This is a genomic window from bacterium (genome assembly GCA_019695305.1).
GTDB lineage: Bacteria > UBA10199 > UBA10199 > UBA10199 > JAIBAG01 > JAIBAG01.
Genome location: JAIBAG010000016.1, coordinates 1 through 13,750, shown reverse-complemented (window position 1 = coordinate 13,750; position 13,750 = coordinate 1). Strand labels below are relative to the sequence as shown.

At 43.7% G+C, this 13,750-nt stretch carries 9 protein-coding genes; 2 read left to right on the top strand and 7 right to left on the bottom strand.

Going from position 1 to position 13,750, the window contains the following annotated elements; genetic code table 11:
- From cysT to K1X76_08260, 6 genes are all read right to left on the bottom strand, one after another.
- Positions 1-816 (bottom strand): sulfate ABC transporter permease subunit CysT, encoded by an 816-nt coding sequence (gene cysT / locus K1X76_08285; GenBank protein MBX7149071.1) that lies wholly within the window; start codon positions 814-816, stop codon positions 1-3.
- Between the two features lie 76 nt (positions 817-892).
- Entirely contained in the window at positions 893-1,888 is a 996-nt protein-coding gene (locus K1X76_08280; GenBank protein ID MBX7149070.1) for a sulfate ABC transporter substrate-binding protein, read from the bottom strand.
- Between the two features lie 308 nt (positions 1,889-2,196).
- Entirely contained in the window at positions 2,197-2,643 is a 447-nt protein-coding gene (locus tag K1X76_08275; protein ID MBX7149069.1) for a transcriptional repressor, read from the bottom strand.
- Between the two features lie 58 nt (positions 2,644-2,701).
- Positions 2,702-3,364: an HAD family phosphatase gene (locus K1X76_08270; protein ID MBX7149068.1), complete on the bottom strand. Its 663-nt coding sequence runs from the start codon at positions 3,362-3,364 to the stop codon at positions 2,702-2,704.
- Positions 3,365-3,439: 75 nt separating this feature from the next.
- Positions 3,440-3,928, bottom strand: coding sequence for a hypothetical protein (locus K1X76_08265; protein ID MBX7149067.1), 489 nt, complete (start codon positions 3,926-3,928; stop codon positions 3,440-3,442).
- A gap of 121 nt (positions 3,929-4,049) precedes the next feature.
- Positions 4,050-5,024, bottom strand: a complete 975-nt coding sequence (locus K1X76_08260) for a transposase (protein MBX7149066.1) — start codon at positions 5,022-5,024, stop codon at positions 4,050-4,052.
- Positions 5,025-5,383: 359 nt separating this feature from the next.
- Between K1X76_08260 and K1X76_08255 the strand changes: the two genes are divergently transcribed.
- Together K1X76_08255 and K1X76_08250 are read left to right on the top strand one after the other, a co-directional pair.
- On the top strand, positions 5,384-5,620 hold the full coding sequence (locus K1X76_08255; protein MBX7149065.1) for a CopG family transcriptional regulator: 237 nt from the start codon (positions 5,384-5,386) through the stop codon (positions 5,618-5,620).
- Positions 5,607-5,870 carry a type II toxin-antitoxin system RelE/ParE family toxin gene (locus K1X76_08250; protein ID MBX7149064.1) on the top strand — a complete coding sequence of 88 codons (264 nt, stop codon included), beginning with the start codon at positions 5,607-5,609 and terminating at the stop codon, positions 5,868-5,870. The genes K1X76_08255 and K1X76_08250 overlap by 14 nt, the downstream gene beginning before the upstream one ends.
- A 41-nt stretch (positions 5,871-5,911) precedes the next feature.
- Here K1X76_08250 and K1X76_08245 read toward each other — a convergent pair whose 3' ends face one another.
- On the bottom strand, positions 5,912-13,714 hold the full coding sequence (locus K1X76_08245; GenBank protein MBX7149063.1) for a hypothetical protein: 7,803 nt from the start codon (positions 13,712-13,714) through the stop codon (positions 5,912-5,914).
- Positions 13,715-13,750 lie beyond the last annotated feature (36 nt).

The window sequence follows — 13,750 nt, the reverse complement described above, 5'->3', positions numbered from 1 at the left end:
TTACTTTTGTTTAATGTATTTCCATTGCAAAATATTGATTGTGAGCAAAATTAAAAATGCGGCTACCAGCATCACACAGGCAATGGCGGTGGCTCCTGTATAATCGTATTGTTCCAGTTTAGAAATAATCATCAGCGGCGCAATTTCGGTTTTAAGAGGTAAATTGCCCGAAATAAAAACCACCGAGCCGTACTCGCCAAGCCCGCGTGCAAAAGCGAGCGAAAAACCGGTTAATAGCGCCGGTTTTAAAGGTGGTAAAATAATGCTCCAAAATGTTTTTAAACGTCCGGCGCCCAAGCAAGCACTGGCTTCTTCCATATCGGTATCCAAATCGGCCAATACCGGTTCTACTGTACGCACCACAAATGGAAAACCAATAAATACAAGAGCCAGCGTGATTCCAAGAGGGGAAAAAACAATGGGAATACCAACCGCGTTAAAAATTTTTCCTATGGCACCATCGGGTGCATACAACGCTGTAAGCGTAATGCCAGCCACGGCTGTGGGCAGCGCAAAGGGTAAATCAATAAGCATATTCAAAATACGCTTACCTGGAAATTGATAACGCGCCAACACCCAGGCTACCAAAAGTCCAACAAATAAATTGATGAGAGCGGCAGCCAAGGAACAGAAAAGACTTAAACGATAGGCAAACAGAACACGTGGTGATGAGATGGCCTCTATAAAGGCTGTCCATCCCATGCCCGCTGTTTTTAAAAAAAGGGCCGATAGCGGCAAAATAACCACCAAACCCAGTAAAAACAGGGTAACGCCCATGGTAAGGCCAAAACCGGGAAGAACATTTTTATTATTCATAAACTAGAAAAACCTCTCCCCTCTTTATAGAGGGGAAAGGTTTGTTTTGGAATCAAAAAATTCCTGTCATAGAGGGTTACTGTGCCATATAGATTTGGTCAAAAGTACCACTATCGTTAAAATGAATTTTTTGGGCTTTTTGCCAACCGCCAAAAACTTCGTCGATTGTAAAAAGAGACAGTGCTTTAAACTGAGCTGCATACTTTTGGGCCACCGCCGCCAAGCGCGGCCTATAGTAATTTTTTGCCCCAATCTCCTGACCTTCGGGTGTGTACAAAAAATTAAGATATGCATTGGCGAGCTCGGTTGTTTTATGCTTGGCGGCATTTTTTTCTACAAGTGCTACCGGTGGTTCGGCCAAAATGCTCATAGACGGATAAACAATTTCAAATTTATCGGCACCCAATTCTTTTACCGATAACAGAGCTTCGTTTTCCCAGGTGATAAGAACATCACCAATGCCACGTTCCACAAAAGTGGTAGTAGAACCGCGTGCGCCCGAATCGAGTACAGGAACATTTTTATAAAGTTTTCCCACAAACTCTTTAGCTTTGGCATCGTCGGCGCCCAATTTTTTAAGCGCATAACCCCACGCCGCCAAATAATTCCAGCGAGCCCCGCCGGAGGTTTTGGGATTGGGTGTAATAACACCAACGCCAGGGTTTACCAAATCGTCCCAATCTTTAATTTGTTTGGGATTACCCTTACGCACCAAAAATACAATGGTGGAGGTATAGGGAGTAGAATTATGGGGCAACAATGTTTGCCAGTTAGATGGCAACAAACTACTCATCAGGCTAATAGCATCAATATCGTAGGCCAAAGCTAATGTCACCACATCGGCTTCTAAACCATCAATAACAGCGCGGGCCTGTTTGCCCGATCCACCGTGCGACTGGTTAATAGCAATAGTTTCACCCTTTTTTTCTTTCCAGTCGGCAGAAAATTTTTGGTTAATATCTTTATACAACTCACGTGTTGGATCGTATGAGGCATTAAGCAAAGCAGTATCGGCTAAAGCGGCTTGAGAAATGAGAATCAAAATAAGAACAACAATTTTTTTATAAAACATAAAATCTCCAAAATTAAATAAAGTGAGAATGACAATGGACTAACAAAAAGTCCATCAGAAGTTGACTCTGCCGATCGTCTGATGTTTGCTTTGGGGAGTTAAGTAACTGAGGAGTTACAAAGAAGCACCGCACAAACCCAGCATCGGCTGGGTACAACAACACATGCAAAGGACCTGGAGACCTTGAGATACTTGCACTTGCTGTTCTGCGGTTAAAAACATATTTTGCTACCGTATAAGAAAAAGAGAGTCAGTGTCAATATTTTATTTTCCTCCCCCCCTTAAGGTAAGGGGGGCCAACAGGGGGGTTATGATTTCCCGGCACATTTCTTACACAGGCCGTAGAGTTCCATTTTATGATGGGTGAGCGTAAAGTTGTGGCTTTTGGCAATGGCTTCTTGCATGGCTTCAATTTCTTCGTTTTCAAATTCCACAATTTTATTACATTTGGTGCAAATCAAATGATCGTGATGGTGGGAGGAAACGGCTTCAAAGCGCGATTGCCCTTTGCCAAAATGACGTTGATGCGCCAAGCCCGCTTCTACAAACATCATCAGCGTGCGATACACAGTGGCATAGCTGATGGTGGCATCTTTTTTACGGGCTTCTTCCAAAATTTCTTCAATACGGTAATGCTTGTGGGGACCACTAAAAAAAAGTTGGGCAATCACATCACGCTGATGTGTACGCTTTAAGCCGTGGCTCGCTAAATGGCTATAGAGCTTTTCAAAAAATCCTTCATCCTTCTTACTCATGCCTCACTTGTAAAAGTGAGGGCGTATAATGTCAAGGCTTATTGAAAGTAACTTGCAATTAGAAAAGGAGCGCTTCCACGTCTTTAAAGGTATCTTTTATATAGCTAGCGGCGGTTAATTCTTCTTTGGGATAGGTATGCGGCAATGCCACCACTTTCATGCCTGCGCGCAAAGCGGCTTCAATGCCAGCTTTGGAGTCTTCTAAAACAAGACAAGTTTCAGGGCGAATTTGCGGATGTTTCTTTTTAAGTTGGGCCAGTCCCATCACAAAACCTTCAGGATCAGGCTTGCCGTGTTTGGTGTCATCGGCGGCGATGATAATCTCGAATAAATTGCGTACACCGCCTTCCGTTAATACAAATTCAATTTCCGATTTAAGCGCGCCCGATACAATGGCAATGGGATATTTTTGGTGAACGATTTTAATAAAATCCAACACACCGGGAAAAAATTTAAGACTCTTTTTTAATTCCGGAAAATACAAATCGTTCTTTTTAGCGATTAAATCTTTTTCTTTTTTAGGCGTAATCTTTTTACCATCCCTCTTATAAACAGCTTCAATGAGGCCTTTATCGTCAAAGCCTAAATAATCATTCCAGTATTGTTCTTCAGTAAGCGTAATTTCTTCATCCGCCAAAACTTTGATAAACAAAGAGCAATGCACGCCCTCGTCGTCCACAATGAGGCCGTTAAAATCGAATATGATGGCATTAAAAGGCATGGGATGTGGGTAACAAGGAATTAGGGAAAAAACAATTTAAAAAATAAAGCGTGTACATTCCAACAGGAAAAAACGCTAAAAATCTTTTATCTCAAAGTTATCGTCATGAGGGGGAGAATTTTTAGCTTGAGTCGGTGCTGGCTTGGCATTGGCCGGTGGCGTTACTTCGGCTTTACTTTTACTGTTGGGTTTAGACGAAGCCGGCGTTTTTGCTACCGGTAACTTGCCGCAAGTAATTGTAGCCTCGGTACGCTTTAAAAAACTAGAACCATTTTCTTTATTTTCCAGCGCATATCCGCTTACATTTCCCTTAGCCGCAACATCCAGTACATACATACCGCCCTTAAAAGCGCTTAAATCTTTCATATAATTAGCCTCTTTTTTCCCATCACCGGTACGTTTAATAGTGAGACTACCGTATTCGTAATCTTTGGAGAGTTTAAATTCGAGATGATAACCTGAGTCATCTTTAGCAGGATCACATGCCACTTTTTCAACAGGGCCTTCTGCCCAAACGGAACTACTGACAACTAAAAAAATCAACCCCAATAAAGTTTGTCTCATAATAATCCTTCCTATGGCCTATCATGCAGACAAACTATCTTAAAAGTGAAGTGATTTGTTCACAAGAGGTGACTCTGTTGAATTTTCATCGCAGCACAGGGGACGTTCTTGACTAACCGGACTAACTTTTTACACCTCTCTTCAATGCTTTAGCAACACCCGATGTGGTTATTCCCAGCTGTCTTGCAGCTTCTGATAACGAAACGCCATAATCGCGGGTTAATTTGAAAACTAATTTAGAACGTAATTTAGCTGTATCTACACTACGATTTCCACATTGCAACGTAGACATTCCAATTCCATGTTTGTTACATTCTTCTGCCAAAAGTTTTTTTATCATTTCTCTATTTAAGGGTTTAAAAAACTGTTTTTGTATGCAATTGCTCGCTTCTTTTAAAATATTTTCTACAAATATTCCTTTTCCCAAAATTCTATCATCTGCAAGTTCACGACTACCTCGTTTATTCATAGAAACAACTTGCGACCATCTCCCATGCGATCTTACCAGGCCACCACCTACCAAATCTGGCCTATATCCTTGTTCTATGCCCTCGTGAACATATCTAACGTAATTTTTTTGAGCCTCTTTTTTCTTTTTTCCAAACCACAACAATACTTCTTCGCAATCTTGCCACTCTTTTTTAGCACGACCCAATAATACACCATGCCCACACCAAGGATAAAATTGAAGCGCCAACAAATCTTTTACCAAACCAGCCCTTAAAGGATTTAAATGAATATAGCGTACCAATTCCATAAAATATGCATCTTCATCACACACAATTGATTTGTACCGATTCTGAAATAAATGTCCGTGCCTGTTGTGACGCTTGTTATAAGTTACAGCATAGCCAGTCAGTACTCGACGCATATAGGCCGGCAAGCCCTCTGGACCACTTCGCAACAGGATGTGAATATGATTAGGCATTAAAGCCCAAGCATACAATATCGTTTTTGTTTTTAACGCATTGTCGCCCATTCGTTTTACAAAATTCAAACAATCACTTTCGTCATCAAAAACTTTTCTTTTTTCTATCCCTCGCACCATAACGTGATGCAAGGTACCGGGAATATCTAAACGTGCTTTACGTGGCATATTTTCTCCTTAAAAAACTTAAAGGTTAGTCCGGTTAGTCAAAAACGTCCCTCATCCTACGCCGGCCAATCAGAAGAAAACCAAGCAAATGCGATGCCAAAAATTGACTTTAATTAAATATTGAAAATAAAAGATTTTTTTTGACGAACTCTCAATACAGTCTCAAAAATCAAACTAATGAGTCTCAAGTGAGACTCATATTGGGACTCTCAACTTATTTTTTAATATTTTTAAGATGGTAATTTTGAGAATGTTTAAAATGAAAAAAGTTAGTCCGGTTAGTCAAGAACGTCCCCTCTTCGTTCGTTCGTCCTTAAAAAAGCCGTTGAATTAAAACATTAAAATGTTATGATGTTTGCATGCTCAATTCCCAAGCCAAACGAACTACCATTTACTTAGATCCTCATCTTCATAAAACCTTGAAGCTAAAGGCAACTGAAACCTCCAAAACCATTTCAGAACTTATCGCTCTAGCCGTTCAAAACAGCCTAGCTGAAGACGAAGAAGATTTAAGAGCTTTTAAAGAACGAGCCAACGAACCTCGCTATAGTTACGAATCGGTGTTAAAAGAGCTTAAAAAAAATGGAAAAATATAAGATAGAATTCACTCGTTCCGCCAAAAAGGAATTGGGCACTCTTCCTACGACCGATATCAAAAAGATACTCAAACAAATTGAAAATTTAGCAACCAATCCGCGGGGCATGGGATGTGAAAAATTGGCAGGCGGAGACGGTAAATACAGAGTTCGTCAAGGCAATTACCGCATCGTATATTCTATACAGGATGATATTCTCACCGTACTTGTTATTAAAATATCGCACCGCAAGGATGTGTACCGACATTGAATTTAGAGAAGTTTGTCTTATTAGTCGAGAGCGTCCCTACCCTACGGGCGATAATCAGTCACCCGATAAGTAATTCCATAACTGGGGTAAGATTGAAGAGCCACAATATCTATTTCACGTACGGGAGAATACCAAGACCCATTTTCATCCCACTCGTCGTCATTATTTTCATCATCAACATTTTCATCATCAACTACAAGTTGCATCCCGGCTTCTCTATACCGTTGCCTATTATTAGGATTTTTAACCTGTTGGTAGATAACCGTTAAATCGTCTCCCGTTTGAGCAGCTTCTCTAAAAAAGGAAGACACCAAAACCAGATCCATCAAATCCCTAAGACCTTGTCCACGATAATGAGCATCAACAAAAACATCTACAAGAACAAGAGTATAAGCAGAAGAAAATTTAAAAAGTCTATATCCCACTGGAATATCCCCAAAGTAAACAACAGCAATGCCTTCTTGATTTTTTGGAAAATTTTCCGCCAATCCTTCAAGACTTTCCAGAGGATTATCTAAATTAATCCGAATCAGTGTTTTATTTTGATGGGCACGAATTGCTTGGGATACTTCGGTACCCATTTGTCCGGCATAAGAATCAAGTCCCCTGACCTGAGCATAAACAGTGTGAAAAGGAGGTCTCTGTTTCAAATGAGCGACTACAGGATGAGAATAAAATTTTTCTTTTGCGTCTACCTGCCTACCCCCCCCCGCAACAACTGTGCCATCTGTAGATGGCACGTTTATCTTCGCCACCAGCACGTTAATATTATCGGGGCGGCCGTTATCACGATCACGCATCCTGCTTTTGGCATCTGTTACTAATTGATCGGCTGTTTTATTATTCGCTTCATCTCCCTTAACATTATTCCACAAGCCATCGCTGGCGCGCACATACACATCGCCCGGTTCAAGTGTTTTTTCTTGATAATGCCAAATTGTCCCCTCTTCCCTTTTACCCAAGCTTGTAAGCACTACATTGGCTAAAGGATGATGCCCCTGATCCCAATCGTTGGCTATTGTGAAGTCATTATCTGGCAAAGCTGCTGCTGTTAATGCCGCCTTTAAATCCGATGTAAGTGTTGCTCTTGCTTCTTCGAACATACTCCCAAAAACAACATCAACCCAAAGTGTAACATAATTTATTATGGCACTCTTACTTGTATGCCCATTATCATTGGCATCTCTTATTAATCTTACTATTGTTATATCAACCGTTCTAAAAAACTCCTGCCCATTTCGATACGCCACGCCGCGCACATCGCCCACTGTCCAGGTTTTTAGTTTTACTTTGCCGTCACCTTGCGGCTCAAATAAATCAACGCCTATACATATTTTACCCTCCACGCCACCATTTCCCGCCATCATCTGTTGCAACTCTGTCAACGCCTGGTTTACGTCACCAGCTTTTTCTACAATCAGTTTCGGTAAATGGGCCAAAGCAAATTGCATGGCTAAATGAGCGTTATTGCTACTACCAATGGCATCCACCGATATTTGGCCGCTTATTGTTTTGCCGTCCTGTTCAAATTCAAAAACAGCACAACCGTCTTCGTTATGTGCTTTTGGATTATCCGGTGTTTTAGACACGCCAATATCGGTAACGGCAGTAATGGTAACAACGTCACTTTCAAGTGTTGCCGTGCCGGTGTTGCCATCCAGCACAGTACCTGCGCAACCATGTGCGTTCCTTTCAATGATATGCACACCGGGTTGTTTACCTATCCCTTTATATACAAGCGGAGCAGCAGGATCAGTAGCAGGATCAGTATCGTCCTCCATACTTTCGTCAACGCTGGTTCTCCGTGCGTTCCAAGCAAAAAGGGCAGCAACACCCAACACAGCACTCAACACAACACCCGCAGCAGCACCCATTAAAAGTGCGCTCGGCGAAGGTAGCGTATAACTACCCACCAATGCCAACGCCGCTACAATAAAGGGGTTGGCGTAAGCAGAGTAATCAGCCCCACTCACCATCCTCCGCGCATTTATGTCTGCATCATACGGGTTTCCACGCGCTTGTTTAAAAGCATCTTGTGTTATTTGAGTAGCCTCCGCTGTATCGCCACCCCGTCTTCTTAACCCTTCTTCAACTTTCCTTTTCAAAGTCAGCCACTGACACTGCAATTTCTTTGCCTCCGCATCTATTCCCTTCCAATGGGCTTGCCATTGATAACGCGCACTGGCCAAACGCCCTGCCAAAAAACGGGCATCAGGAATATTAGCCCCTTGAATAATTTGCGCAGCAGTGTTGGCGCGTCTTATCCATTCCCGCGTCATCTCCTCTATGGTACGGCCATCAACCCTATACCCCCCCATAAAAACACGCGCCAGGGTTAAGGCAATGGGACGGCGGGCTTTTTCATGTACCTGTGCCGTGTCCTCAGCCAAAAGTTTTGTGGCTGCGGCTACATGTTCCTTAAATGTGTTAGAAAATTGATTGGCAAAAGCTTGCACATCTGTAGTGCCATCAAAGGCCTCGCAGGCTATTGCTAACAATAATTCTTCGGGATTTGTTACAAATTCTCTATTGGCTACAGGTATGGCCTGGTCTAACACCGCTTTTATAATCACTCCATCATTGTGGGCCGCTTGCTCTATGGCGGCATCGTCAAACTCTGCTTCAAATCCATCCCGCAATAAATTGGTGGCCAAACGGATGATAAAAACACCATTTCTGGCCTTGTTTAAAACGTTTGTGTATTTCCCCACGCAATTGGTAAATACCCTTATTTTATTCGCTGCCCTAGTCTGGCCCGTAGCATCGGCCGCCACAACATCGGCTATTATTGAGGCCAAAAATTGTTTTTCTTGATTAGTTATATAACTAACATTCTCAAGGATTGCGCCAACAACCTCATCATACGCCCCTTTCCAGGCGTTCATGTAGCGCTCCACCTCAGCATCTGCATCTTTCTTAAAAGCCCTCTCCACCGCTGTCGATTGCACAAAATCACGTAGATTACCTTTCACTGCACACCTATCCCATCGCCTTCCCAAATCCTTTGCCTTTTGGTCCATCGTTTTCCATTGATTTACTAGCGTGGTAGCCTTACTAAAAAGATCACTTTCAGTGTCATTATTCACTGAATCTAACAACTTCTCCATCACCAGACCCACCAGATAAACTCTGGTGCCAGGTGCAACATTAGTTAAACCAGAACAACCATCATCCACATAAGATAAAACCTGCCCATAAAGACGGCTGCATTTATCTGTATAGGCTTGGTTATCGCTCGTTAGTTTTTGTGTAACCACCAAATTGGCTATGTGTGTGGCAAAATGATCTTTTAAATATTGCAGCCAGCGAAAGTTCCTAATCGCATTTTTAGCCCTACTGTAAGCCTCGTTCCATGTATTAATATTTACATTCTCCGAATTTACATTCTCCGCCGCCAATGCCTTAGCCACCGCGCGGCGGCGGGTTGGCGGTAAATTAGTGCTTTGTCCAAGTTGGGTATACACCTCATTAACAATTTGATGTTTCGATTGAAATGCCGCACGTCCCTTCTTGCTACGGTGGCGTTCTTCGTAAAATACGGCTACCTCATCAGGAGATACATTGGGCGCTGGGGGCTGGGGGGCATCCTCTTTACCATCCACCATCAACAAGCTACTATCCACTTCTTCTCTAGCTTCCTGCAGCTCAGCTGCTGGTCCCAAGTCTCCATCCCCTTCCTCTCCCGTCATCATCGCGCCACCCAGTAATTGTGCGGCTAATATGACCTCGCGCCCTACTTCCTGAACAGTATCAAAAATTTGTGCTGCAATGCCTGCTAAAGAGGAAACAAGAAAAGAGAAGCTGAAGGGGTCGATGGCGGTAGCCTTTGGCCCGTACGTGGAAGGGGAACTCAAATGAGTGTTTCCTCCACCACGACTATCAGAGCGTGCAGGTTGATCCATTCTGGCGCGCAAAGCTAAGGAGAGTCCCCCTTCAAGCCCTTCAACACTAACCCCTCTCGTTAGGCTCATTTTTTCCCAACCGTTAATTCTAACACGCTGCTGGTTGACTCTGGCCAGCCTGTCAACCAAGCGTCCTTTTTTATTTTCATTATCTCTTTCAGCTTTTAATTTTGTGTAACACTGCTCAAGCAAACACAGGGCATCGTAAACATTTTGCCAATTGGGCTTCTCTTTTCTTATTTCGGCATTGTAAATGGCCAAAAGTTTTTGTTCTTCATCAAATAAACCTTCCACTCTGTTTTTAACGACTTGTTGTTTAGCAGCTGTTCTCCCCTGTGTTTCCACAACATATTGAAATTTTTTAAAATTCAAAACCAGCAAGCCGTTACAAAGTTCATCATTTCTACCCGGCGCCCGGGCAAAGTTTTCAAGCTCTGTTACCAAATTACCATCTGCTGCTATACTTCCACAAGAAACCGTTTCCACAACAGCCTTATGCCCTCTGCCTTCTAAATTAATTATAAAAACATCCCAATTTCCTGATCTATTATCCTTAACCACTTTATACCCGGTTTGCGGCGGTATTTTATAACCTTCGGCCAAATACACATACACGGGGCCATCAGCTATTGACGCATCGTGAGGCACAAAAATATTTTTAAACGGGCTGGTTGTGTTTGTATCTAAGGGCCGATATTGTGTGCCGCTTATTTTCTGGTCATCAATACGAATGGGGGTCCTACCTAAATTTTTTTGATAGCCCTCAAACATTTGGTTTGTCTCAGTTAATCTGCGTGAACCACGGGGCCCAAAAGAACGAGCTTGTGCAGGGGCCAAAGCCACAGGAGATTCTTCAGGCATTCCGGCATCTTCCCCATCCATCATCCACCCACTATCCACTTCTTCTCTAGCTTCTTCCCCACCCTCCATCCCACCAGCCAAGGCCATCAGCAGCATCATCTTGTGCGCCAGGCCAGTTACATACGCCCAGGCTCCCTGCAGCACAGCGGCAAAGGGGTTAAAAAGTGAACAGATGGTGGGATCGGTAAGAATTAAAACACTTACTCCACCCATACTAACGCCCCCATTATTCTCCTCCGGCACACTTACACTGGGAGCAACATCTTGAAATCCCTCTCCTTCCCCTTCCATATCACCCCCTCCACCACCGGGAGGGACATAATTTTGCAAAGGATCAAAAATTAAAACACCATTCACATCCACGGCACCAACTCTTGTGATGTCTCTATCAAGAATACTGCCCTCTTTAATGGCCACAAAACGTACGGGGCGTGGAGGCTCTCCTGCATGGGTCACAAAAACCAGCACATCGTCGCCAAAAATGGCTACTGTCTCTTCACGGATAAGCGCGTCAAAATCATCGCCAGCCAGCACCAAACCATAACCCAACAAGTTTTCTCCCTGGTGCACCTGCAAACAATAAGTAGAGGGGTCTTTAAGCCACTCGGCGGCTACTTCATATATTTTTGTCAAATTAACGGCTTGTGGTGCAGTGGGATTGAGTTCTGTCAGACAAGTATCAAACGCAACGTTATTGAGGCTCACCCGCTTGTGGGAGGGAAATTGTGGATGAGGAGTGGCAGCAGCTTTTGTATGGTCAGCGTTAATAATAGGAGGACCTACGGTGTCGTCTACTACGGCGGTGTCGGGAAAAGTCAAGACCTCAGAAAATGGCTCTTGATCTGCATCAAAATGTTTTGGAGCTTGCCCGGGCATGAGAACCGTTACCCGGCCTGCGGGGGATGGAGCTGCTTGCGCCAATTGCATCAAGTCATCCCAATCGGCATGGGGGTTTTCTGTTTGTATAGCTTCAAATTGCTGCCGGGTGGGTGGGGTAATATTTTTCAACAACAATTCCGCCGCTATTAAAGTTAAGTCATCGGCTGCGGTAATATCATCAGGTACCTCATAACCAAGTTGCTGTAACTGCGCACGATAAGCAAGTACCGGATGCTGCATGGCTCTCGCATTGCGGGGGCTATCGTTATTTGCCGGAGGGGTTGAGGGTGGTTCTCCCTGCACCCTATTAATAACTGCCATTAGCTCACGTACAAAACCATTATCCCCCTCATACGTATAAACATAATAGTCACCTCTTCTTACCTCGTCATCTAAACCAAGTTTGCTCTGATCTTCCCTTGATATTGCCCTACCCACCGCCACTTGCGTGTTACCACCCGCAACCGATAGCGCCTTCACCAACATCACGGCATCCAAAGTGTCATTGCCTCTTGTGCCTACAACACTTAAATGAACGGGTGCTTGTACGGCAGCAGGCAAAGGTGTGGTGGCGGCTTGGGGATGTTGTTCAAACTTTGCATTGTCACCATATTTTTTTGTGTGAGCGGCTTGTACTTGAGCAACGGTATTCACATCGGCGCCATCGCCATAAACAGCTACGGCTACAGGTTTAGTTCTTCCTCGTGCGTCAGGTGAATCATTACTCTTAAGCCATGCCTCCACATAATCCAAACCAACAACACGGCCGGTAACGGGTGTAGCCCGTGCTTCTTCTGTTGCGGTGCGGATGGCGGCTTCAGTTAAAGCAGCCTGTAACTGAGTAACTGAAGTTTTTGGAGCGGCTGGCGGGGCCGGGGGTTTAGATGAAGGAGAGGCAGCAGCAAGCAGTTTTTCTCCACGTCCTTGCACTTCGGTGATGATTGCCATCATTTCGGCAACAAAGGGGGCATTGATATTGATACGTTGGTATGTGTAGCAGTATAAATCCTTACTGTTACGATCTTTGCCAATATAGTGTTTTTCTATTATTGTTAAACCAAGTATTTTTGCTTCGGCGTCGGTCAACAAATAATCCGAAACTATCTGCCCATCTTTTGCCGTACGATGCACAATTTTTATAAATGCAGCTCTCGCCAAAATGGGATCGAGCATATAAGCTGTACCAGCGTATATCACACGATCACATTGAGGAATGGCACTATCCAATAATTCGGCTGCAACGTCTTGCAAGTAACCTTTTATTTTTTGTCTTTCATCAGATTTAAGATTATAGGTATTAACTGTTACGCTTACATTTCTTCGATCACCTATGTTTACATCGCGGACTATTGTCCCTACAGGGGTAGCCCTATTAGATACGGCAGCAGCTCTTCTAACTGCATACGCATTAATCCCAAGCGCTTCATATCTTGTATCTCCCAAATAATCACCGGCTCTGTTCACATTACACAAAGGGATTATTCCAGGGTTATGAACAGCAGCAATCACTCGGTCATCAAAATCGCTCACATGCACACCCGAACTAGCATTCCCTGCAGCCAAAGCCCATACATCAAATGCCATAGGACACATTGATGACGCTTCAAGAGTACCATGGTTAGTTAATAGGTTTAATATTGTAAGGTTTACGCAGTGCCTTTGCTTATCTGTTATGTTCGCTGTATTAACCAGCCCACCTCCCACAATGAGTGTTTGAAAAGGTCTAGTATTCACATCCGCAGGTAGTCCCTGCAAAAACCTGAGAACAGCAACCATGGCAAAATCTGATTCTATAGTGGTATCACCCGGTACACCAAGTCGAGCCAAAGCGTGTTGTTTTTTTGCTTCTTGAGACAATCCACGCACCCAAGCGGTATAACGCGCTAATTGGTCTTTTCCTAAAGTTTCTCTCCATTCCCTTTCAGCGGCCTGAATATTATCCGGTATTGCAGCAGCATCACGCCTGTATCGATAGGGGCTATCGGTTCTTAATGACACCGCTATTTCTGCTGCTGTTAATAATTCACTCGCCACATTGAGCGTCCCATCCGTATTATCCAGCCGCGCATACGTATGCACCTCGTTATGAATGGTTTGGCGGATGCCATTGGGATTAGCGGTGTAACGTTCTTTAAACCCTTCACTCGTTAAACTGCCGTATTGGCGATGCACGTTTAACTCGTTGGCAAGAATTAGCGACACAATAGTGCCTTGAACTTCAGCGTAGGCGGTGGGGGA